This window comes from Enterococcus durans (assembly GCF_002277935.1).
In the GTDB taxonomy this organism is placed as follows: domain Bacteria; phylum Bacillota; class Bacilli; order Lactobacillales; family Enterococcaceae; genus Enterococcus_B; species Enterococcus_B durans.
Window position 1 is genome coordinate 345,469 of the sequence record NZ_CP022930.1, and the last position, 19,806, is coordinate 365,274.

The 19,806-nt window shown below is 38.6% G+C and carries 15 protein-coding genes; 5 read left to right on the forward strand and 10 right to left on the reverse strand.

The genetic code is table 11. The features are described 5' to 3' along the window. Positions 1-44: 44 nt before the first annotated feature. Genes CJZ72_RS01735 through CJZ72_RS01745 form a run of 3 tightly spaced genes read left to right on the forward strand, consistent with a single transcriptional unit; the run spans position 45 to position 3,323 of the window. Positions 45-1,295, forward strand: coding sequence for an SPFH domain-containing protein (locus CJZ72_RS01735; RefSeq protein ID WP_005878267.1), 1,251 nt, complete (start codon positions 45-47; stop codon positions 1,293-1,295). Positions 1,296-1,317: 22 nt separating this feature from the next. Next, positions 1,318-2,529 carry an ATP-binding protein gene (locus CJZ72_RS01740; protein ID WP_095443574.1) on the forward strand — a complete coding sequence of 404 codons (1,212 nt, stop codon included), beginning with the start codon at positions 1,318-1,320 and terminating at the stop codon, positions 2,527-2,529. Further along, the gene (locus CJZ72_RS01745) at positions 2,526-3,323 is read left to right on the forward strand and encodes a TPM domain-containing protein (protein WP_081134841.1); all 798 of its coding nucleotides are present in this window, start codon (positions 2,526-2,528) and stop codon (positions 3,321-3,323) included. The genes CJZ72_RS01740 and CJZ72_RS01745 overlap by 4 nt, the downstream gene beginning before the upstream one ends. A gap of 406 nt (positions 3,324-3,729) precedes the next feature. Here CJZ72_RS01745 and CJZ72_RS01750 read toward each other — a convergent pair whose 3' ends face one another. From CJZ72_RS01750 to CJZ72_RS01760, 3 genes are all read right to left on the reverse strand, one after another. Further along, the gene (locus CJZ72_RS01750) at positions 3,730-4,080 is read right to left on the reverse strand and encodes a type II toxin-antitoxin system PemK/MazF family toxin (RefSeq protein ID WP_081134843.1); all 351 of its coding nucleotides are present in this window, start codon (positions 4,078-4,080) and stop codon (positions 3,730-3,732) included. Beyond that, positions 4,074-4,337 (reverse strand): AbrB/MazE/SpoVT family DNA-binding domain-containing protein, encoded by a 264-nt coding sequence (locus tag CJZ72_RS01755; RefSeq protein WP_081134844.1) that lies wholly within the window; start codon positions 4,335-4,337, stop codon positions 4,074-4,076. Before CJZ72_RS01755 ends, CJZ72_RS01750 begins: the two co-directional genes overlap by 7 nt. A 343-nt stretch (positions 4,338-4,680) precedes the next feature. After that, complete coding sequence (locus CJZ72_RS01760; RefSeq protein WP_005878251.1) at positions 4,681-5,337, reverse strand: Crp/Fnr family transcriptional regulator; 657 nt, start codon at positions 5,335-5,337, stop codon at positions 4,681-4,683. Between the two features lie 192 nt (positions 5,338-5,529). On the opposite strand from CJZ72_RS01760, the gene CJZ72_RS01765 reads away from it, so the two are divergent. Both CJZ72_RS01765 and CJZ72_RS01770 read left to right on the forward strand, forming a co-directional pair. Next, positions 5,530-5,808 carry a hypothetical protein gene (locus tag CJZ72_RS01765; RefSeq protein ID WP_081134846.1) on the forward strand — a complete coding sequence of 93 codons (279 nt, stop codon included), beginning with the start codon at positions 5,530-5,532 and terminating at the stop codon, positions 5,806-5,808. A gap of 18 nt (positions 5,809-5,826) precedes the next feature. Then, the gene (locus CJZ72_RS01770; protein ID WP_081134847.1) at positions 5,827-7,014 is read left to right on the forward strand and encodes an MFS transporter; all 1,188 of its coding nucleotides are present in this window, start codon (positions 5,827-5,829) and stop codon (positions 7,012-7,014) included. 337 nt (positions 7,015-7,351) lie between these two features. Here the strand turns inward: CJZ72_RS01770 and CJZ72_RS01775 are convergent, their stop codons facing one another. The 7 genes from CJZ72_RS01775 to CJZ72_RS14655 form a co-directional block, all read right to left on the reverse strand. Next, complete coding sequence (locus CJZ72_RS01775) at positions 7,352-7,678, reverse strand: MazG nucleotide pyrophosphohydrolase domain-containing protein (RefSeq protein ID WP_016177343.1); 327 nt, start codon at positions 7,676-7,678, stop codon at positions 7,352-7,354. A gap of 338 nt (positions 7,679-8,016) precedes the next feature. Next, positions 8,017-10,776 (reverse strand): endo-beta-N-acetylglucosaminidase, encoded by a 2,760-nt coding sequence (locus CJZ72_RS01780; RefSeq protein WP_095443575.1) that lies wholly within the window; start codon positions 10,774-10,776, stop codon positions 8,017-8,019. Positions 10,777-10,954: 178 nt separating this feature from the next. Further along, complete coding sequence (locus CJZ72_RS01785; protein WP_081134849.1) at positions 10,955-11,725, reverse strand: DeoR/GlpR family DNA-binding transcription regulator; 771 nt, start codon at positions 11,723-11,725, stop codon at positions 10,955-10,957. A gap of 84 nt (positions 11,726-11,809) precedes the next feature. Continuing rightward, entirely contained in the window at positions 11,810-12,670 is an 861-nt protein-coding gene (locus CJZ72_RS01790; RefSeq protein ID WP_081134850.1) for a ketose-bisphosphate aldolase, read from the reverse strand. After that, positions 12,670-14,091 carry a PTS fructose transporter subunit IIC gene (locus CJZ72_RS01795; RefSeq protein ID WP_081134852.1) on the reverse strand — a complete coding sequence of 474 codons (1,422 nt, stop codon included), beginning with the start codon at positions 14,089-14,091 and terminating at the stop codon, positions 12,670-12,672. The genes CJZ72_RS01790 and CJZ72_RS01795 overlap by 1 nt, the downstream gene beginning before the upstream one ends. Before the next feature lie 79 nt (positions 14,092-14,170). Continuing rightward, positions 14,171-14,617 carry a PTS sugar transporter subunit IIA gene (locus CJZ72_RS01800; protein WP_005878238.1) on the reverse strand — a complete coding sequence of 149 codons (447 nt, stop codon included), beginning with the start codon at positions 14,615-14,617 and terminating at the stop codon, positions 14,171-14,173. Between the two features lie 454 nt (positions 14,618-15,071). Further along, the gene (locus tag CJZ72_RS14655) at positions 15,072-19,793 is read right to left on the reverse strand and encodes a glycosyl hydrolase family 18 protein (protein WP_232509775.1); all 4,722 of its coding nucleotides are present in this window, start codon (positions 19,791-19,793) and stop codon (positions 15,072-15,074) included. Positions 19,794-19,806: the final 13 nt, after the last annotated feature.

The following is a 19,806-nucleotide window of genomic DNA, read 5'->3' on the forward strand; positions in this document are numbered from 1 at the left end:
CATCAATCTATTACAAAAACACTTTCATTAGGGAGGAATTTTTTATGGGTCTTATCAAAGCAGCAACAAGCATGATCGGCGGCGGATTAGCAGATCAGTGGGTCGAGGTCATTGAACCTGATGATATGAGCGACACCACCGTCATGACAAAGGGCGTAAAAGTACGAAAAGATGACAAACGTGGGTCAAACCGAAAAGGCACAGAAGATGTTCTGACAGATGGTTCAGTGGTCCATGTCTATCCAAATATGATGATGCTTCTCGTAGATGGTGGAAAAATCATCGATTATACTGCTGAAGAAGGCTACTATACGATCAAAAATGATTCTGCTCCCTCAATGTTCAATGGTTCATTGAAAAGCGCGATTGCAGAAACTTTCGACCGTTTCAAATTTGGCGGTGTCACACCTCAGAAACAACAGGTTTTCTATATCAATCTGCAAGAAATAAAAGGAATCAAGTTTGGGACAAGTTCACCACTCAATTACTTTGATAATTTTTATAACGCTGAATTGTTTTTACGTGCGCATGGTACGTATTCGATCCATATCACTGATCCGATCTTATTCTATACCAATGCTATCCCTAAAAACAAAACACAAGTGGATATCTCGGATATCAACGAACAGTATTTAGCAGAATTTTTAACCGCTTTACAATCTGCAATCAACCAAATGTCTGCAGATGGACAACGTATCTCTTACGTTCCTTCTAAAAGTCTAGAATTAAGTAAATATATGGGAAATGTCTTAGATGACTCATGGAACGAGCTACGCGGAATGGAAATCGTTTCTGTTGCGGTCGCAAGTATTTCTTATACAGATGACTCTGTCAAATTGATCAATATGAGAAACGAAGGCGCTATGTTAGGCGATCCTAGCGTCCGAGAAGGTTACGTCCAAGGATCAATCGCTCGTGGAATGGAAGCTGCTGGTAAAAATGATGCTGGTGCTATGACTGGTTTTATGGGCATGGGTATGGGCATGAATGCAAATGGCACGTACCTTTCACAAGCTGCACAAAATAATCAAGAACAGATCAACCAACAACAAGCAGAAAAACAAAATCAACAAGCAGCTCAAGGCAACGAAAACACTTGGACTTGTCCTGTCTGCAGCACAGAAAATACAGGTAAATTCTGCTCGAACTGTGGTACAGCAAAACCTGTCGCAAACGTCCAACCAAAATTACAAATGAAATGTAGTGAATGTCATGAAATCGTGGATCTTTCAAATGGTATCCCTAAGTTTTGTCCAAATTGCGGAAAACCATTCAAAGGTATCCCACTTGATTAAGTATTAGAAAGGTGTGGCGCGGATGGATGTTCTTACGCATAATTGTCCCAACTGTGGTGGTCCCTTAACATTTGACCCCAATGATCAAAAATTCCATTGTGATTACTGTCTAAATATCTATACGGAAGAAGAAGTTAGTCAATACGAACAAGAACAAAAAGAAGCTCGCGGTGCCCAAACGCAGCAAACTTCTGCTGAGGAAAATGGAGCCGATCAATTTACCTTTACTGCCGAAGAACAACTAGCTCAGATGGACGATGCAGAAAAAAAAGCATTCACAGAAGCTGGTGGACTATCTGATTCTGCAGATGATGCAACACCAACTGGAACGATGGAAAATGAGGATAATGAGGCAACAATGGAATTGTTTCTTTGTCCAAGCTGTGGTGCAGAAATCGTGACAGATGCAACGACTGCAGCAACTTATTGCTATTATTGTCATAATCCGGTTGTTTTGTCCGGACGACTGAGTGGCAAATTTTTACCGAATAAAGTCCTACCCTTTGCTGTAGAAAAAGAAGAAGCCATCACTAAATTCTTAGCGTGGACAAAGAAAAAATGGTTTGTTCCCAAAGCGTTTTTCAACAAAGACCAAATAGATAAATTAACAGGAGTCTACTTTCCTTATTGGGCAACTGATGCTACTGTAGATGGTTCTCTGCAAGCAAATGGAACTGTTATCCGTATCTGGCGTGTCGGTGATATCGAATATACGGAAACCAAACAGTTTGCTGTACACAGAGAAGGTTCTCTCTCTTTTAAAGAGTTGGTAAAAAATGCCTTATCAAAAAATACCCAACAAAAAATGGTAGAAACTGTTCAACCATTTCCTTTAGAGAAAGCCATCGACTTTAAAAGTCAGTATTTGGCTGGCTTCCAAGCTGAAAAACGTGATATTGAATATCAAGCAATCAAATCGCAAGTCCAATCTGAGCTTCAAGACTATTCAGAAAAACTGCTACGAGATACTGCAAGTGGCTATACGACACTAACGAACGTCCATGCCTCTGCGGATATCACAAGCGAGAAAAATGAGTATGTTCTTCTCCCTGTATGGCTAGTTACCTACCGTAGCAGCGATAGCAATAAAAAAGTCTACTACTATGCGATGAATGGACAAACAGGTAAAGTCAGTGGTGTTTTACCCATCAGTCACAAAAAACTTGGTCTGACAGCCTTTGGAATCTTTGCCGTCTTAGCAATCCTCTTTATGATTGGAGGGTACCTAATATGAGCAAAAAAATCCTCCTATTTTTCTTGACGGCTATCGGCTTGTTCTGGACCTCTTCTGTTCAAGCTGCCACACCGCCGATCAACGATGAAGCTGGCCTGTTCACTCAAGAACAGATCCAATCCTTGGAAAAACAGATTCAGCCTCTAAATGAAAAAATCAAGGGGCAAGTCTTAATTGTGACGACAACTTCGAATTCCGAAGAACCACGTGATTTTGCTGATGATTATCTAAGAAATGCAGTTGGCAACAACAATAACGGCTCCGTCTTATTACTAGATATGGGTCAACGTGAAATCTATATCTCTACTTCAGGAAATATGATCGACTATCTAGATGATAATCGAATTGATGCGATCTTGGACGACGTCTACGATCAAATGTCAAACGACGCATATTACGAAGCGGCGCAAGCTTATCTGACAAAGGCAAATGAATATGTCGCAGATGGCGTACCAGGTGGTCATTATCGCGTGGATGAAGAAACAGGTAAAATCACTCGCTATAAAGTCCTAACACCTGTTGAAATAGTGATTTCGATTGTCCTTGCTTTGGTTTTAAGCTTAGTCTTCTACTTTGTGACAGTTTCAAGGTATCAGTTGAAATCTGGTACGTATAAATACCCGTTCCGTGAAAAATCAACAATAAAATTAACGGACAAAACGGATCGCTTAACGAACTCATTCGTCACTACCCGCCGTATCCCAAAAAGTCCCCCACCTGGCAGTGGCGGAGGCGGAAGCACCACCCATTCAAGTGGTGGCGGTACCTTTGGCGGAGGCGGTCGAAGCTTCTAACAGTGATTATTTTTTCAATGATACTATTCTATCGTAGAATCATAACCACCCATTCGCACGGGTGGTTTTTTCTACGACTGAATACCTCTTTTACCGGTCTAATCCTGAAAGGTTGACTGAATCGGTCCTCTTTGGTGCTGTATTTACTCACTGTTTCTCAAAGAATCTCTAAGCGCTTTTGTCGTTTTTTCTCCTGTGAATAGATCAAACTCTTCAAATGCTGTAAGCTGATCTACTACCTAATCTTTTCTTAATTGATTACGAATCATACAAAAAATCTGAGTCAGAATTTTGTTCATTCTGTCCCAGATTTCATTTTATACAAGTCTTCAATCCTTATTGACAAAGAGCCCAAAAAAGACAGCATGGTCAACAAAAGGTAGGTGATCATGCTGTTGTTTCTATTTTATTTACTTACTTTTTGAAATACTGTTCTAACTTTCATCAATAACTCCTCAACCAAACTATCATGTGCTTTTTCCAAAAAAATACACTCTCTGGCTTCATAATCAATTGTCGTTAGTTGATCTAATAATACTTTTCCTGTTGTCTTCATTTCATATTGTGAATTAATATTTACATATAACGGATAGTTTCTAGTTGTACTAGAAATTGGAGCAACTGTAACAACGTTACTATAATCTGCAATAATATCATGACTTAAAACAATATAAGGTCTTTTTCCTGTTTGTTCATGTCCAGATCGAGGTGCTGTATTCAATAATAGAATATCGCCTTGTCTAGGGTTTCTCACCATTTTTCATTACCTACTGCTTCACCTAAATTTTGAATCGTCACATGGTTTCTTTCGTCAGTGTAATTTTCAAATAACTGTTCAATTGTTAATTCATTTTCTAAATTAGCCGCTTCGATGATTAGCCGCTTTTGACCGTTTACTTCTTCTTGTGTTATCTTCACTTTGTCTTCTGTATGAATTCCAAGATATTCCATAATATACTTTGGCAATCTAAGACCATTACTATTTCCCCATTTTTTTATAGGTAACATTTCCATATTAGACACCTCTTCCTGTATATACATAGTATAACACATACGAGAAAGAACGTATATACATAATTATCCTTTTCTATTAAATTTGGTTAACATTTTATGAATTCTTGAACCAATAGAAACCTTACTTTCAATTGATTCAAGTGAAATAACAAAAAAATCTGAGACAGAAGGTTAAGTCCTTCTATCCCAGATTTGATTTTACAAAACTCATCAGTCCTTATTGACAAAGAGCTACAAAAATCACTTTTCAAATATTTGTGAATCCCGGCTTATTTTTCAGAGGAGTTGCTTTCTCTTACTTCACGAAGCGTAAGACGTCCATCAAAAACTTATTCTTTTCTTTCTAAAAAATAATATTATCCTCTAATAAGTCCATGTTTGTAATGATGATTCGGTGGTCTTTTACTTTGATAATCCCGCTTTTTTTCAACTGCTTTAAAATACGGCTAACGCTGCTTGCTGTTGAGATTCCGCAGAACTTTGCGATTTCCTCATTTGTAATGATAAAATCAATCACCAAGCCCTCCTCAGTTCGAACGCCAAATAGGTCATACAATTCATATAATTGTGTACAAACAGCCCCTAACTTCCCATTCAATAACATTTGTTGCATTTTTTTCATTGAATAGAGTAAGCGATAACGATAATACTCTTTGACGTAATGTTGCATCTTAGGATCATCGTTGATCTGCTCCCAAAACTTTACACGATTGATTCGATAAAATTCTGCATATTCTGATTCTACTCGAATATTATAAGGAGAATCAATAAACTGAGAATATTCATCTTTGATCAGTGAGACGATTTCAAGATCTTTTATGTATCTCAGATTGAATTCTCTTCCGTCATTTGAAATGACACTCGCCTTCACCGTTCCTTCTTTCAATATATAAGTGTAGCAATCTTCCACACCTTCAAACGTCAGATACTTATGATATCTTTTTCGTACAATTGGAAAATTATTTCTTTCCAAATATTCCTTCAGCACTCTACTGTCCAATGATGCTCCCCCATCCAAACTTTCATATAAAAAAGATAATACAAGATTTCTGTACTTTTTAAAGTTCAAAAGTATTTTACTAATGATATTAACATTTGTTAAGTACTATTTTATACTACGAACGCGATTTTTTTCTTTTTTTTGTTTCGGTATACTGCGAATGTAAAACTTTTTAAGAATAGAGGGAAAAAAATGAACTATTGGATGAAAACAATCATTAATCGACTTGAGACAGCTTATCAGACAAGGTTTGATATGAAAGCATCATTAGTCTTCTTAAATGATGCGTATCAAAACTCTATTGAGTTGGTCAAATCCGTGGATGAACAACCATCAAACGAGTTAGAAGAATTTCTTGATTTATTTATGACAACTCGTGATTTATTTATTCGTCAATTGGTAGATCGTTATCCATCAAACTATCATGACGTCGAAGTACAAATTGAAAAATTAAAAGCATATTCAGATTAAGGGGACCTTACAGAGCACATGGAAAAGAAATTATTCAATAAATATTTTATCGGAATCACACTTATCAACTTCATTGTCTATTTGATCTACTATTTACTTATGGTCATCATTGCAGTCATTGCGCAAGATGATCTACATGCTACCATGAGCCAGGCAGGTTTTGCATCTGGGATCTACATTATTGGTACACTGTTGGCCCGTTTATTTATGGGAAAACAATTGGAACTCTTCGGTCGTAAATTCACATTACGTGGCGGTGCGATCTTTTATTTCCTTTCAACTTTAGCTTATCTTTACACACCTTCAATCGGTGTCTTGTATCTTGTTCGTTTTTTAAATGGTTTTGGTTATGGAACAGTTTCAACTGCAACAAATGCGATCGTAACTGCCTATATTCCTGAAGCTAAAAAAGGTGAAGGAATCAACTATTACGGTTTAAGTACAAGTTTAGCCGCTGCGATTGGACCATTTTTAGGAATGATCTTACTTAACCTAACAGATTTCCACTTTATCATTTGGTTCTCTATTGTACTTGTTTTCCTTGTAACGATTGCATGTATGTTTTTCCCAGTGAAAAATATCGTATTGTCTGATGAACAAAGAACTTCACTACGTTCTTGGAACATCAACGGCTTTATCGAAAAGAAAGCTTTATTCATTACGGGTATCGCATTCTTGATGGGTCTTTCTTATTCAAGTGTTTTGTCTTTCTTGTCTTCTTATACTAAAGTCATTCATTTGGTTTCCGCTGGTTCATTTTTCTTCGTAGTATATGCTTTAGTCATTACCTTTACTCGTCCATTAACTGGACGCATCTTTGATGCAAAAGGCGAACAATACGTTATGTATCCTAGCTACCTATTTTTAACAGCTGGATTGTTCTTATTAAGTGTAACAACGAATAGCGTTACTTTACTACTTTCTGGTGCACTAGTTGGTCTAGGCTATGGAACATTCATGTCAAATGGTCAAGCAGTTTGCTTAAAGATCGTGAAGGAACACCGAATCAGTATTGCTCTTTCAACCTACTTTATCGGATTAGATCTAGGTCTTGGTGTTGGCCCTTATTTGATGGGTGTATTGAAATCACTCACTTCATTTAGAGGATTATATGTTGTTTCAGGTATTATCCCATTGATTTGTACTGTTCTTTATTTAGGATATAATCATAAAAAGAATCATCAAGTAAAACTTGAAATGAATTAAATTCAGTATTTGATAAAAAATGATCGTTGCATCGCGCAACGATCTCACAAATAAGCCAGATGTCCCACAAAAATATCTTTCATATTTTTGCGATCATCTGGCTATTTTTCTTATAAACTGGAGGTTATCATTCTTCTTATCCTCAATTTACCGCTCGAAAATTAAATACTTCCAATCATCCATGCCAGAAATCAAGTTCCACCCTTGTTTACCATATTCGTTCAGTTTAACAATATATCTATCTAACTTGACATGAACATCAAATGATGGATCTACACTTAAATTTACAGTCATATATTCCTATCCTTACATTCCCAATCTCCTTTCAATTTCAAATTTACCAACGCTTCATATTCTTTTCAAACTTATTAACATATGCAGACTTTAATTCATCAGATGAGATATCATAACATAATAAAATATCATTGTAATACATCAATATATCTGCTAATTCTTCAATCAAATCTTTTCTCAAATCCTCATCTTGACTAGCTTTTAATCCGCTATGTTTTTTTACAATATCAATTACTTCGCCAATTTCTCCAACCATCCAAAGCAATTTATTTTGCCCTACTTCAGCAGAAATACCTTCCCATTTGTCTTTGTATTTTTCTTGTAGTATTTTTTGCATCTCTTTCATTTCATTAATCGTAAATTCACTCATATAAATATCTCCCTACAAATTTCGATTTGTCCTTACCTGTACTATATCATGCTGTTATAAGCATTGTCTTTTCTTTTCTGCTTTTGAAACGCTACTTCTCAGCCTATAATTTTGTAAATGGTGCTATTCAGCATTGCTTACGAAACAAGCCCTTGATAAACCATAGACTAATAGGTTGTACCATAATCAAGCAGAAAAAACAGTCTACTATTTCATAGCATTGAAAGAGATACTCTTTTTCAAGTGTCATTCTTTTATAACTTTGTATAACTTCCTGATAACTATTATACAAAAAATCATGCGATTCTTTTGACTCTATACAGATTTTTTCCTTTTCTTTATTTCGTTAAACCATATGCTTCAAATTCATAGAGGCGGACTGCCGAGTCGGCTCCTTGTGTTGGTTGATTAACTGTTAATCGAATGAATCGCGCAGAAGCTGCTGCAAATGTATTGATTGTATTGCTAGCGCTGTTGCTTGCCGTACGAGAAACTTCATGGAAATTTGTTCCGTCTTCACTCAGCTCAAGGGTATACGCTCTCGTGTTCATACTTGGACTTTCTCCACCAGCTGCGGCATGTGCCATCCGTATTTCACTTACTGTTTTTAATGATCCTAGATCAACTGTCAGCACATGAGGCGCACTACCTGTTGCACACCATTTTGTTCCTAGATCTCCATCTACAGCGAACTTTGGTGCTTCCGCTTCATTTACATAAGAAGAAGCTTCTGCTTTAGCATCTTTAGAGAGTAAGGCCAAACCATTTTGTGCTTCATTGGTAACAGTTACGATCCCTTTCATTCTATTAGTGGTTTCACCTGCCTCATTGATTGCAGTCAACTGAACATCATAAACTCCTTCTTTAGAATAAGTCACCACAGGATTTTGGTCTTGACTTGATTCGATCGATGCCCCTTCAAATGACCATTGGACACTTTGAGTATTTGCCGAAGAAGTATTTGTAAACTCGATCTCTTCACCTGGTGCTACTATCGTTTTAGATACAGAAAAAGAAGCCTTAGGTGGTTGCATCTGTGGCCATTCAAATGTGACGATCTGTGATGGCTGTCCTTGTTTGCCATAAAGGTCGACAGGTACGATTTCGATTCCCGTTATTGATTCGCCTTGACGTTCAAGACCATCAATAAAATGCGTTTGTGCAGATGTTGCTCCGATAAATGAACGCTCGCCATTTTCCAGCACACGGTAGATTTCATAGCGTGCATTTTGTTCTGGATGCGTACTTTCCCACATCAAGCGGATGCCTGCATGTATCCGTTCTTCATCAAATTTGATATCTTCGATTACTGGATTTTCAATGTTCGATGAGGATACTTTCCCTTGTGGTGCCGCAACGATTTGTCCAAAATTCAATGCATATTCGTCATTGTCAGCGAAAGAAGATAGCTCATAAGAGATAGAAGTCACTACTTTATCGGTTGCTTTATTCAAGTGATAAGCAACCGTTGTCCAATCATTTGTCACTTTTTTATTTCCTTTAAATGTTTCACTTGTCCCATCCTCAAACTCAAGTACAAGATCCAAGTTTGTACGGTCCGTTGCTTTTGCAATAGTCGTAAATGTCATATTTTTTTCGATTTTAGCCTTTGTTTGATACAACTTGATCTTATTTGATTCTTTTGCAGCTATCTTTCCAACTAATGCAATTGAACTTCCACCATTGTAAGCGGCCGTATAATCAATACTTCCTGACAGCTCACTACCACCTCCCTGCTCAATGATCCAGCGATACGTTGGCATGATATCTTGCAGACTGCGATTATTCCATTCTGTTGTTGAAATTGGGGTCCCATTCAAATAATAGCTATAGCCATTTCCAACATTGAAATTCGTTACAAAAGGCCATTGTGTGATTGCTGTTTGCTCGACTGCAAAAGTAGAGATCCCTGGCCACTCAGTCCCTTCTGGTAAGACACTCTTAGTCGGATCATGCTGATTATTTACCCAGAATTTTTCTTCCTTTTGCTGGTATTCATTTGGATCACTAGCAGAAGAATAGGTCCAGCTTGGAACATATAAGCCTAGCGAGGTATAGGGTGTTCCTTGATTGTCAGCAAAAAGATTCCATCTTACCGGTGTATCATATCCTCTTTCTTGAACATCGATGCCGGCAAACAAATCATATGGATCAATCCCTAATGTTTCAGCTTTTTCTTTTGATTTACGTAATAAATCTTGACTGGCTAGTCGGTCGGTATTCCACCAGAAATTAAGAAACATGCTGTCTGCTACAGGATTCAAATCGGCATCTACTAGATAATCTTGATTTTTCTCTGTTAGTGCATTCTGCCAATCCATCTTCCCCTCATTTGTCATCGAGTCATACCACATGACTTCCAATTCATTACTCGTTTTTTCTTTAAATTCAACGATCAGTTCTTTCATCAGATCTGCATGGGTTTTCGTTAAGCCTATCTCCGTTTCTTGGTTGATGAACCATCCATCAAACCCATACTTTTGAGCAACTTCGATCATTTTATCAACAATTGGAAAATGGCCTGTCGCATCCTTTTTTAAAAATGTATCGAGCCATTCGATTTTTCCGCCATGTGCTCCTTGAGGGAAGAAGATCGTTCCAAGTACTGGCACACCATTTTTGTGCGCTACATCTGTCACATCTGGACTTGGTGGAACGATTATTCCTTCACCAGCCGAACCGCCCCAGTAAACTAACTGATCAATATATTGCCAATTTGAAAAAACATTCGCATCAAACGTGTTTGAACCTCGTGGCGCATTACCGCTTGTACTACTATTCATGATCGATAAAGCAACCACTTTCATCTGTTCATTTTGCGTTTTGTTTGCTTTTATCAATTGAGATTTTTCTACTCTTTTTGCTAACGGTTCCGTACTGACGTTATATTTAGCATCTGCATCTTTGGCAAATGACCACTCTAACAATTCATCTGGGAACCAGTAAGATGATTCTGGCTGATTCTCCATTGAAGTGGCCACTGCACCTTGTGTTTCAGGTTGTTCCTCAGCAATGACAGGCATAGTTCCAAAAAATAATCCTATGATTCCAAACCCAACTAGTGTTCCTACTTTAAAAGTCTTCGCTAGCTTTTTCATTCAGTCCTCCTATAATATGATGCAACCTTTATTTTAAATAAAAATATCCCCGCTCGATCCTCCTTTCTATACAATAATCATTACAATTAAAATGATAGCGCTTACCAAAAGGTGTGTACATGAACATATTATAGATTTATCAGCACAAATCATAGATTATGATACGGAGTTCTAGGCATCAATAAAAACAACGAATATGATGCTCATCCATTTTCGCAAATTGATCATTCGTTAGTTCTTTACTTGTCACTAAATAATCAATCTCATGGCACGCAATCGCTTGATGCATGAATCGTTGCCCTACTTTCTCTTGTGTTGCCAATACCATCAAATGGTTTGCCTGCTTTCGGAACGCTTTTTTTAATAGGGCTTCTCCTTCATGTGTTTCGGTCACTCCTTGAGTAAAATCGAAGCCACGGCAACTAATAATAGCTAAATCTGCAGAATATGTCAGTACGTCGTTGTAAGCTTTTGAGCCATTGATCGTCGCTCGTTTTTGAACGATCGTCCCACCTACGATCGATACTTTCGCTGATGTAAATTCGCTTAGCATCGCTGCTGTGATCACGCCGTTTGTAATGATCTGCAATCCTTCATATCTTCCTAGATTTCGAATCAGGTGCAAACTAGTCGTACTAGAATCTAAAAACAAGACCATATCATCTTTGATCAAGGATGAGGCAATGTCTGCGATCTTTCTTTTTTCTGTTTCTTCATCTAATTGATTGATTTTCATCAAATATGGCACATCGATTTTTTGATTATCTACTAACATTGCACCGCCACGAACGCGGCGAATCAAGCCACTCTTTTCTAAGGATACAAGATCACGCTTGATCGTCGCCTCACTGTAATTAACTAAATCGATCAGATCAGTGATTCTTACAAACTGATTGCTTTTTAAATGATTCACGATTTTCTGTTGACGATCTTCTACTTCACTTAACATTTTCGTCTCCTCCCATTCTTTGCATCTACTTTAACACCAAAAAGAGCTTTGGCAAAAGCCAGCGCTCTTTTGGATCATGACTTTTTAATATAGTTCTGCTTTACCAATCGTATTCAGTACACCCATTTTATGCTTCACTACCTCTTGAACTTTTTTATTTGCGTAAGGATAGACAGCATTTGGTTCATACATTTCTGGATTGTCGCTCAGTATTTCTCGTAGTGCATCAAAGAACACACTCTTGAGATCTGAACTGAGATTGACTTTTGCCACCCCATATCTGACTGATTCACTGACTTCCGCATCTGGATTACCTGAACCACCATGCAATACAAATGGCTTATCGATTTGCTGATTCAACTCTTTCAATAATTCGATGTTCAATTTTGGCGTTTTGTCTTTAGGATATAATCCATGCGCTGTGCCGATAGCAATGGCTAATGAATCGATATTCGTTTCTTCGACAAAATGTTTTGCTTGTTCAGGATCTGTATAGATGATGTTCGCCGCCCCACCTTCTGCAGAGCCGTTATTGCCAATCGTTCCAATTTCTGCTTCTACTGAGACGCCCACTGCATGAGCTAATGCAACGACTTCTTTGGTAATCGCTAAATTGTCTTCAAAAGATTGTAAAGATGCATCGATCATCACCGAAGTATAACCGTTTCGTATCGCCCGCAAAACATCTTTCACTGTACCACCATGATCCAAATGAATCACTACAGGAATCTTACTATTATGGGCATACGCTCTAACGGAAGCAACGAATTCATCATTGAGATAAGCAATTTCATCAGGATGGATTTCTAAAATAACTGGAGCATTTAGTCTTTCAGATTCTTCTACGATTGCTTTCAACATATCATAACTACAGATATTGAAAGCCGGAACGGCAAATTGATTTTCCTTTGCAACTTTTAGTAACTCTTTCATTGTATATAACATTATGCTTCCACCTCATTTGTTAGTTTTTCTTCTTTTACTTTTTCTGTAACTGTCTTTTCTTCCACCGATTTTTTTAGCAATCCTAAGGAAAGTGCTGTAACCACTGTTCCAGAGACAATCGCGACTAGATACATTGGTAAATCATTCAATACATTAGGGATCAGCATGACCCAAATACCGCCATGAGGGGCCATCGAAGTTACTCCAGCTGCCATCGAAATCCCTGCAGCAGTAGCAGACCCGATGATCAAACTAGGAATAACGCGAATGGGGTCAGATACCGCAAAAGGAATCGCTCCTTCTGTAATATAGGAAGCTCCTAGTATCCAGCATGATTGCCCAGAAGTTTGTTCTTCCTTCGTAAATTTTTTCTTGAACAAAATCGTCGCTAACGCGATACCTAAAGGCGGCGTCATCCCTGCAGCCATACAAGCTGCAATCGGTGCATTCACACCTGCCGACATCAAACCGATGGAAAATGTAGAAATCGACTTATTGATAGGGCCACCCATGTCAGCCGCCATCATGACCCCAATAATCAGACCAAACATCAACCCTGATGTATTTCCTAAACTATTCAACCAGTTCGTCAATGTATCCAACAACCAAGAAATCGGCTGTTCGACAATGAAAACCATGGCTAGACCAACAATAAGAATCGATACAAGCGGCACTACGATCAACTGATAGATCGAAAGAAGTTCTTTTTTGATCGTTACTTTATTTGCTAGAAAATCAGTCAGATACCCCGCTAATAATCCACCGATCATTCCGCCAAGAAATCCAGAACCTCCAGTTGAAGCAAGTAGGCCAGCAACAATCCCTGGAGCAAATCCAGCTTTTCCAGCAATCGAAGTGGCGATACCTGCTCCTAAAGCCGGAACCATCATGGCGAACGCTGTATCGCCACCAATACGTGACAGCGCACCTGCTAATGCATTATAGTTTTCTGATTGCGGATCTGAAGCTGTAATACCGAAAGCAAAGCTCAACGCAATAATAATGCCTCCAGCAATTACAAATGGCAGCATATAATTCACGCCACTCATAAAATGATTATAGAGAGTTGGCTTTTGATTTTTTGTTGCTTTTTGTTTCGTTGTTCCTGAAACTTCACTTACTCCAATTCCTTCTAATGCCTCTTTGATCACCAGTTCCGGTTCTTTGATCGCCCGACTCGTGGATACTCGTTTTACTTTTTTACCTGTAAACCGTTCCATATCGATCTCTTTATCAATCGCTAAAATAATTGCTTGTGCCTCTGCAATTTCACTTTCCGTCAATGTATTTTCAGTTTTGATTCCTTGTGTTTCAAACTTTGCTTCAAGATTCATTTTCTTAGCAGTAATCTCTAGTTTTTCCGCTGACATATACGTGTGGGCAATTCCAGTAGGACAAGCTGTCACACCAATTATTTTCATCATTTTTCTCCCCCATCTGCTTTTTTACTAGCATACTTCTGATACCTGATAACAATAGTTCGTTTTTTGGATAGTCGCTTTACTCAGTTAAACACGTGAGGATTTCTGCTGCAGTAACTGCCTCTTTCAATTGTTGTCTAAATACTGGATCGATCAATTTTCGTGACAATGAACTCAAAATTTCTAAATGTTCGTCTGCTGACTTTTTAGGTACGGCGATTGCAAACACACATTCAATCGGCTGTTCATCCATTCCAACATAGTCGGTGATCCTTCCGCTATGGATAAAGCAGAGTGTCGGCTCCAGCACATACTTACTTTTTGCATGAGGGATACCAAATCCATCCTCTATCCCCGTTGAGGTCTCATTTTCTCTTTTTAGAAAATCCTTGATGATCTTTTTAGAGTTCTTGACTCTGCCACTTGCTTCCAACCTTCTACCTAAGCAATCAAACAATGAACTTTTTGAACGAATCGTCTCATCGAAAATAATCAATTCTTCTGTAATCAATTGTTCAATATTCATTTTCATCACCTCTCTATTCGCTTTGTTATCGCTTTCTTTTTTACTGTGGCAAGTATAGCATCGCTAGCTGAACCGTTCAATGCTTTGACCGAAGAACGAAAACAATGCAAATTTACTAAAAATAAATCACAAAAATGAACGATTTAGCTCACTTTTTTCCACTAATTCATGACACAAGCTAGAGGAATTATGTTCAACTTCGTCCTTTTCTATTTACGCCATGATGTAAAAGCGATTATTCACATCCCATCTTTTCATGCAACCTTATCAAACTAATCGACATTGACGTAAAGTAAAAAATAAGACCATAAATCATAAGATACGAATTGAAACACGTAAAAAAATCCAATAGATGGCTTATTTGGACACAAAAAACGGAGTAGATTTCTCTACTCCGAAAAAGTATGAATTTTTGAGGTTGTTTCTGTTTTGACAGCTTTTATTTAGTACTCAGCTAAATTTTTTCCCATACCCCCCATTGTTGGACCGTTTCTGGGTTGACGTTTTGATTCCACCATTTTGCACGGTATGTTTGACCGTTAAGTGTGACGATCTGTCCAGCAAGATAGATAGCGGAAGTATTCCACTCTCCATTTTTTTCAGATGCTTCTGGGGTAACCAATGACCATGGTCCCCATTGTCCTGATTCACTTGGTCGATCATTTAACGTCCAATGATTGGCTACATATTCTTTGCCTTCAAACATCACTTTTTCTCCACCTAAGTAAATCTTATTAGGGTCCCATTGTGGAATCGTTTCTGTGCTTTCTTCTTTCGTTACAAACGACTTACTTACTGCATCTGATTCGTTACCTGAAGTGTCTACCGCTCTTACAGTAACTTTGTATTCTTCTCCAGCTTGTAAACCAGTAATCGAATAATTTAGGCTAGTTACTGTTTTTTCAGTCGTCAAACCTTTTCCAGTAACATTTACGATGTAGTGAGAAACAGCTACATTATCCGTTGAAGCTTTCCAAGAAACAGTTGCGCTTTTTTCTGTAATGTTTAGAATCGATAGATTACTTGGCGCTGTAGGTTTTTGATTATCAACAGGCATTTTTTCTGTTTGTACCGTTAATTCATTGCTTAACGCAGAAGTATTTCCTGCAGCATCAATTGCTTGCACACGATACGCGTATTCTTTTTCTGCTTCTACAGTCGTGTCCGTGAAGCTAGTTGTTTTTGTCGTACCGATTTTGTTTCCATCACGGAAAATCAAGTATTCTTTCACAGCTACATTGTCTGTTGCTGCCTCCCAATTCAGTGCTACTGAGTGATGCGTTACTTTACTTGCAGTTAGATTTTTTGGCGTTGTTGGTGCTTCTGTATCTGGCTCAATATCACTTTCACCAAATGTTTGCGCAACTTTCGTAAATTCGAATCGATTCTTGACTTGGCCAACACCGTTATCGATTTTTGCATCTCGATTGATCGACCAGAATGAAACCATTCCGATGTTCTTCTCAACCGCGTGATCGACAACTTGTTTCATCATTTCTGTCGTAAAGTATGGATGTCCGGTATTTTCAAAACCAACAGATGGTGTTGTTCCTAATTTTACATAGGCTTGTTCTGTAGTTAAATCAATCCCTGCATATTTTTTGAAGTAATCTTTCACTTGCTTCATTGTATTATCCACAGCATCAATTGATCCTTTTGCATAATATGGTACACTAGCACCATAACACATCGTCATGATATTTATGTTTTCTAGATCAACACCTTCTTCAAGGTATGCTTTCAATACATCAAGCCCCGTTTGGATCAAACCTGTTGGCATTACCGGTAATGTAAGTGTCACCTTCACACCAGTAAGTTCTTGGATTTTCTTTATCGCTTTTGCATTTGCTTTGTTGTGCTGATAATCCATTGCTCCTGCTTCTACATCTAGGTCAATTCGAGTCAATCCGTAACCTTCTATCAATTCCTGATACGCATTCGTCAGGATCGTGACATCTTGTGTCAACTCCCAGAAAGCGCCAGAATTTAGTCCACCAAATGAAAGAGCTACATCTCCACCCTCTTCACGTAGTTCACGAATTGCTTTTTTGATTCCTTCATATTGCCACTGGTCATTGGTTAGTTCGTTAAGGCCGTTGAATCCACCCCACGACCAATTTAGTCGACCATTCACTACACCGGTTGCTTGCATAAAGCCAAGATTGAAGAATTTAGTTTCCGATTGCTTTGCAATTTCAGCTAAATTAGGTGCACCGTTATTGCTGAATTCCCTATCAGAAACATAAGCTGTCATGTCGACGAATGGTGCCATAACTTGTGCTGGCCATTGGATTCCTTGTCCAACACCAAAATCAACTGTAGCCTTTTGTTTGACGGTTATCGTTCTTTCTTGACGAGTCGTATTGCTGTCACTATCTGTCACAGAATAAGCTAAGGTGTATACTCCTGCTTTCGTTGTATCAACACTACCAGTTACCTTGATCTGTTTTGTCAGATCGCCATCTTCTTTGTCTGTCGCAGTTACTCCTGCTAGTGGGTCAAAGTTTTCGCCTACTGTGATCGTTTGATTGTTCACTCCGAAGAATTGTGGTTTTTCATTACTGATTTCTTTCTTTTCAACCGTGATCACACGTTTCGCAATCGTCTCATTTCCATCAGAATCGGTCACTGAATAGGTAAGTGGATAATTCCCTTCTTTAGCTGTGTCCACCTTACCTGTTACCTTGATCTGACTTGTCAAATCACCATCTTCTTTATCCGTCGCAGTCACTCCTGCTAATGGATCAAAGCTTTCGCCTACTGTGATGGTTTGATTGTTTACTCCGAAGAATTGTGGTTTTTCATTACTGATTTCTTTCTTTTCAACCGTGATCACACGTTTCGCAATCGTCTCATTTCCATCAGAATCGGTCACTGAATAGGTAAGTGGATAATTCCCTTCTTTAGCTGTGTCCACCTTACCTGTTACCTTGATCTGACTTGTCAAATCACCATCTTCTTTATCCGTCGCAGTCACTCCTGCTAGTGGGTCAAAGTTTTCGCCTACTGTGATCGTTTGACTGTTCACTCCGAAGAATTTTGGCTTTTCATTACTGATCTCTTTCTTTTCAACCGTGATTACACGTTTCGCAATCGTCTCATTTCCATCAGAATCGGTCACTGAATAGGTAAGTGGATAATTCCCTTCTTTAGCTGTATCCACCTTACCTGTTACCTTGATTTGACCTGTCAAATCGCCATCTTCTTTGTCCGTCGCAGTCACTCCTGCTAATGGTTCAAAGCTTTCGCCTACTGTGATGGTTTGATTTCCCACACCAGAAATCACTGGCGCTTGATTACTTTCTGCTTCCCCGATGATTGTTTGAGAGGATAGTTGTGTTTTATCATCATAATATTGCTCTAAGACAACCGACTCGATCTGGTCTGGCGAGACCTCTTGACTGTCATTACGCACCAGTTTGAATGTGTATGTATTTCCGGGAGTCAAAAAACGGCCATCGTAAACAGCAGATAAGTCGACGATCGACTTGTCTCCGTCAACAGTTACAGCACCTGCCTTGTAATCTCCACGTGCTAAAGTTGCACCATCTTTCAGAGTGAAAATCAGCTTAGGACGTTTTACTGTACTATAAAATTTATCCGCTGGTTGTAACGCGTTTCCAGCATAATTTTCTAAAACTTCATTGTTTTTAAGTGTGAGTTCAAAGCCCTTTTTCCCAGAATCTGTTGATCCTAATCGAATAGCCATATCCACGTCTAACCGTAAATCATAGTCCTGTTTTTGTACTGGTAATGCTTCTTTTCCAAATAGACCTTCTTTAATGGCTTTAGTTAATTCATCACGGACTGCACTATTATTTGTCGCTTTATCTTGTGATGCCATCCATGAGATCATTCCGCCTAATTGATGTTTTTTAACGTATTCTGCTTTCGCAGTTACTGAGCGGACGTTATCAAATGTATAAAAATCTTTTGTAGATTCACTATACATGAATGGTGCTTGTGCCTCTTCATCCCAATACTCTTTTAAGTCAGGCATCTGTGCTTTTAGCTTGTCGATACTGCGATAAGACCACACACCACTCATTCTCCCACCATCACCAATAGCTGCTGGCGCTTCATTGTTTGCTCCTTTTGAAGCAGTTCCGTCCGCATCTTTATTTGTCGCACTAGCAGGTTGAAAAAGTCCTGGTCGTGAAGCATCTCCGCCTTTTTCGACAGTATCCCACCCTCTAGTATAAAATGCTGCACCAATGACGATTTTTTTGGGATCAATATTTTTACCAAGTAAATAATCAACGACAGCATCAATAGAGTAGCTTGTTGGATCATTTGGATTTGTATACAATGCTGTTTGGTGTCCTGCTTTTTCGTCCCAAGCACCATGTAGATCATAGGTCATCACGTTTCCGAAATCAATGATATCGAATAAGCGTTTAACATCCATGTGTTCTTCTAGTTTTTCTTTCGCTCCATGAATGGCTGTTGACAATTCATAGGTCTTGCCAATCTCAGCTCCTTGTTTGTCCAGAGCGTTACGGAGATCCTGCATCAGTGTTAGATAATTTTCACGGTCTTGCGGTCCTGCGTTAGGTGTTCCCTCATCGTTTTTATTATCGACTAAATCTGGTTGACGAACACTATTCGGGTATTCCCAATCCACATCGATAAAATCCATATCTGTATATTTTAGAAATTGCATCACATTTTTTACATATTTTGCTCGTTTAATTGGGTCTGCTGCTACTTTTGAAAAGTCGCCAGATTTCGACCACCCGCCTAAACTAATACCCGTTTTGATATTCGGATTTTTTTCACGGAGAGCTGCTAACGCTGGAATGATTCCACCAAGTTGGCTTCCCCATTCATGGCCAGAGCCAACACCTGAAGCAAATGCAGCATCTTGATCCGGTAAAAGCAAATCACCATTGCTGTCCATGTCAACAAAAGCAAAATTGATGTGGGTATACTGATCAGCTGGCATATCTTTTGGAAAATAATTCCCTTGCCCACCATAAATCGACCAGTCACCATAGTACATGACATTTCGATAGGTTGGTTGAGTTTTTTCTTGTGAGTTTGTTTGAATATTTGTTTCCGTTGTTTCATTCGCGTAGGCATCTGCTACTGACGCTACTAGCGACATTGGAATAGCAGACATAACAGTTAGTGCTGCAGAAGATAACGACATTGCCTGTTTGATTTTTTTCTTCATTGCATTTCCTCCT

Bases quoted from the DNA above. Each gene is read 5' to 3' on its own strand.
- CJZ72_RS01770 (WP_081134847.1), top strand. From the start codon at position 5,827: ATGGAAAAGAAATTATTCAATAAATATTTTATCGGAATCACACTTATC.
- CJZ72_RS01800 (WP_005878238.1), bottom strand. From the start codon at position 14,617: ATGAATATTGAACAATTGATTACAGAAGAATTGATTATTTTCGATGAG.
- CJZ72_RS01740 (WP_095443574.1), top strand. From the start codon at position 1,318: ATGGATGTTCTTACGCATAATTGTCCCAACTGTGGTGGTCCCTTAACA.
- CJZ72_RS01775 (WP_016177343.1), bottom strand. From the start codon at position 7,678: ATGAGTGAATTTACGATTAATGAAATGAAAGAGATGCAAAAAATACTA.
- CJZ72_RS01735 (WP_005878267.1), top strand. From the start codon at position 45: ATGGGTCTTATCAAAGCAGCAACAAGCATGATCGGCGGCGGATTAGCA.
- CJZ72_RS01745 (WP_081134841.1), top strand. From the start codon at position 2,526: ATGAGCAAAAAAATCCTCCTATTTTTCTTGACGGCTATCGGCTTGTTC.
- CJZ72_RS01755 (WP_081134844.1), bottom strand. From the start codon at position 4,337: ATGGAAATGTTACCTATAAAAAAATGGGGAAATAGTAATGGTCTTAGA.
- CJZ72_RS01795 (WP_081134852.1), bottom strand. From the start codon at position 14,091: ATGAAAATAATTGGTGTGACAGCTTGTCCTACTGGAATTGCCCACACG.
- CJZ72_RS01750 (WP_081134843.1), bottom strand. From the start codon at position 4,080: ATGGTGAGAAACCCTAGACAAGGCGATATTCTATTATTGAATACAGCA.
- CJZ72_RS01780 (WP_095443575.1), bottom strand. From the start codon at position 10,776: ATGAAAAAGCTAGCGAAGACTTTTAAAGTAGGAACACTAGTTGGGTTT.
- CJZ72_RS14655 (WP_232509775.1), bottom strand. From the start codon at position 19,793: ATGAAGAAAAAAATCAAACAGGCAATGTCGTTATCTTCTGCAGCACTA.
- CJZ72_RS01785 (WP_081134849.1), bottom strand. From the start codon at position 11,725: ATGTTAAGTGAAGTAGAAGATCGTCAACAGAAAATCGTGAATCATTTA.
- CJZ72_RS01790 (WP_081134850.1), bottom strand. From the start codon at position 12,670: ATGTTATATACAATGAAAGAGTTACTAAAAGTTGCAAAGGAAAATCAA.
- CJZ72_RS01765 (WP_081134846.1), top strand. From the start codon at position 5,530: ATGAACTATTGGATGAAAACAATCATTAATCGACTTGAGACAGCTTAT.